Genomic DNA, 2588 nt, shown 5'->3' on the forward strand with positions numbered 1-2588 from the left:
CCGACCGAACGACAGCAGGCTGCAGCGATCACTTGGCGCAGAGCTGGCTTTCCAGCAACCGCTCGATGAAAGCCCAGCTTTGCTGGTGCAGGCCGCGCTGGTTGTAGTGGGTGCGGGTCAGCACCAGGCTCATGCCGGCGTCCGGGAACACGGCGACGATATTGCCGCCTTCCCCCAGACCCAGACCCAGACCGAGACCCAGCTCCTGCGCCTGCCGGGGCCGGCAGGCTGAGGCTCAAAAAGCGCCCGCTGGCGCTGCTGAAGCAATCTTGGTGATGCGTGCCCGGCGGGTTCCACAGCAGATCTCCAGGACCAAGGCTTTCTTCGGCGCCGCGCGCGCTGCTCCGGTAGCGGCCAGCCAGCACCAGGATGAAATGCCCGTCCTCGTGCTCATGTGGCAGCACATGGTGGGCCGGCGTGGTGGCATGCAGGCGCGCCAAGCTGAAGCCGGCCACGTCACAGCGGCGCTCGAAGCGGCCGAAAAACTGGACGTGGCGCAGCCTCAATTCAAACCTTGCGATAGGCCGCCAGAGCTTCACCCGTCAGGCGGCAGATGCGCCATTCGGGCAGCACGCTGGCGCCCATGTTCTCGTAGAAACGGATCGCGTCCTCGTTCCAGTCCAGCACGCTCCATTCGAAGCGGCCGTAGTCGCGCTCGACCGCGATCTGCGCAAGGCGGGTCAGCAGCAGCTTGCCCAGGCCGCTGCGGCGGTGCGCGGGTCGCACATAGAGGTCTTCCAGGTACAGACCCGGCTTGGCCAGGAAGGTAGAGAAATTGGTGAAGTACAGCGCGAAGGCCACCAATTCGCCATCCAACTCGCCGACCAGGGCCTCGACCACCGGCTTGGGGCCGAACAGGTGCGGGTACAGCTTCTCGGGCGTGAGCTGCAGCATATGGCTGAGCTCCTCGAATTCAGCCAGCTCTGCAATCAGGCCGGCTATCGCCGGCACGTCGCGGGGCTCGGCCGGGCGCAGGGAGTAGGGAGAGTTCATGGGGCCCCATTCTGCCCGCGCCGCGTGGGGTTCAGGTGCTGTCACCGCCCCGACAGCCAGCCTTGTGCAACAGCCCTACAGTGAAGGGCATGAGCAGCCCCCCCTACCTCCCCCGCCGCCTGCATCGCAGCGAGTTCCTGACGCTGCGCGGCCTGCGCCACCATGTCCTGAGCTGGGGCGACGCCAGCCTGGCCAGCCCCGAGCGGCCGACGCTGCTGATGCTGCATGGCTGGATGGATGTGGGCGCCTCGTTCCAATTCGTCGTCGACGCGCTGCAGCAGGACCGGCATGTAGTGGCGATGGACTGGCGCGGCTTCGGCCAGAGCAACAGCAGCGGCGCCGATGCCTACTGGTTCCCTGACTACCTGGGCGACCTGGACGCACTGATCGATGCCGTCAGCCCTGAGGCACCCATCGACCTGCTGGGGCACAGCATGGGCGGCAATGTGGTGATGAGCTATGCCGGCGTGCGGCCCGAGCGCATCCGGCGCCTCGTCAATCTGGAAGGCTTCGGCCTGCCCGACGCCTCGCCGGACCAGGCGCCGCAACGCCTGCGCCAATGGCTGGACGAGCTCAAGCAGCCGCAGACGCTCAAGCCCTATGCCAGCATCCAGGGTGTAGCGCAGCGTCTGATGAAGACCAACCCGCGCCTCAGCGCCGACAAGGCGGCCTGGCTGGCGCCGCTGTGGTCGCGCGAGGTCGCCGGGGCCGATGGCGGACGGGAGTGGCAGATCCTCGGCGACCCGGCGCACAAGCGAACCAACCCCGTGCTGTACCGCAAGGCCGAGGTGCTGGAGGCCTGGCAGCGCATCAGCGCGCCAACGCTGTGGGTCGAAGGCAGTGAGACCGATATGACGCAGTGGTGGGGCAAGCGCTATCCGCGCGAGGACTTCGAGTCGCGCCTGACTGTGGTGCCCCAGCTGGAGCGCGTGCTGCTGCAGGACGCCGGCCATATGCTGCACCACGACCAGCCCGAGGCACTGGCTGCGGCGCTGGAAGCCTTCCTCGCGCGCAGCTGAGTCTGACTCTCAGGCGCGCAGCCAGCGGCGCTGCGCTTCCATCTGCTGCAACTCGGCAAAACGAGGCCGCCCGCGCTTGAGCAGCGCCGGCCACAGGCGCAGCAGCAGCTCGGCGGTGGCCATGGTGTCGGCAGCGGCCTGGTGGCGTTGCGCACAGCGAATGTCGAAGTGGGCCATCCAGTCGTCGAGCGAGCGGCAGCCGGCCTGCGGGTGGCTCAGTGCGGCCACCGGCTCAAGGTCCAGCCAGGGGTTGAGCAGCTTGCGGCCCAGCAGCTTGGCCATCTCGCGCTGGATCATGCCCTGGTCGAAGGCGGCATGGAAAGCGACCAGCGGTGCATCGCCGATCCACTGCTCAAAGGCCTGCAGCGCCTGAATCGGCTCCACACCGCCACGCTGCGCCCCCAACCCGATGCCGTGCAGCAGGATGTTGGCCTTGAAGTCCTCCGCCATCGGCAGATCCGCCGGCTGGCGCAGCAGGATCTCGAAGCTGTCGCCCAGCAGGATGCGTGGCGGCGTGGCCGACATGTCCAGCGCAATGGCGGCGATTGCCAGCAAGCGGTCGTGCTCCAGGTTCAG

Annotated in this window: 4 protein-coding genes and 1 pseudogene; 1 reads left to right on the forward strand and 4 read right to left on the reverse strand. The window is 67.7% G+C overall.

Annotated features, from left to right (window positions below; all coding sequences use genetic code 11):
- Positions 1-28: 28 nt before the first annotated feature.
- From ACIQ67_RS20620 to ACIQ67_RS20630, 3 genes and pseudogenes are all read right to left on the reverse strand, one after another.
- Complete coding sequence (locus ACIQ67_RS20620) at positions 29-151, reverse strand: hypothetical protein (RefSeq protein ID WP_397536247.1); 123 nt, start codon at positions 149-151, stop codon at positions 29-31.
- A gap of 130 nt (positions 152-281) precedes the next feature.
- Positions 282-539 (reverse strand): annotated as a pseudogene (locus ACIQ67_RS20625) (AraC family ligand binding domain-containing protein); the annotation flags it as partial.
- Positions 508-993, reverse strand: a complete 486-nt coding sequence (locus ACIQ67_RS20630) for a GNAT family N-acetyltransferase (RefSeq protein WP_397536244.1) — start codon at positions 991-993, stop codon at positions 508-510. The pseudogene ACIQ67_RS20625 and the gene ACIQ67_RS20630, both read right to left, overlap by 32 nt.
- 89 nt (positions 994-1082) lie before the next feature.
- Here ACIQ67_RS20630 and ACIQ67_RS20635 point away from each other — a divergent pair, with 89 nt between their 5' ends.
- Complete coding sequence (locus ACIQ67_RS20635; RefSeq protein ID WP_397536245.1) at positions 1083-2012, forward strand: alpha/beta fold hydrolase; 930 nt, start codon at positions 1083-1085, stop codon at positions 2010-2012.
- Positions 2013-2021: 9 nt separating this feature from the next.
- Here the strand turns inward: ACIQ67_RS20635 and ACIQ67_RS20640 are convergent.
- A partial coding sequence (locus ACIQ67_RS20640; protein WP_397536246.1) for a 3'-5' exonuclease occupies positions 2022-2588 on the reverse strand: 567 nt, incomplete at its 5' end.

This window comes from Roseateles sp. (genome assembly GCF_044373315.1).
GTDB lineage: Bacteria > Pseudomonadota > Gammaproteobacteria > Burkholderiales > Burkholderiaceae_C > JACDQM01.

What these genes read in the sequence shown, in the direction of transcription:
- ACIQ67_RS20630 (WP_397536244.1), bottom strand. Translation starts at nt 993, where the DNA reads ATGAACTCTCCCTACTCCCTGCGCCCGGCCGAGCCCCGCGACGTGCCG.
- ACIQ67_RS20635 (WP_397536245.1), top strand. Translation starts at nt 1,083, where the DNA reads ATGAGCAGCCCCCCCTACCTCCCCCGCCGCCTGCATCGCAGCGAGTTC.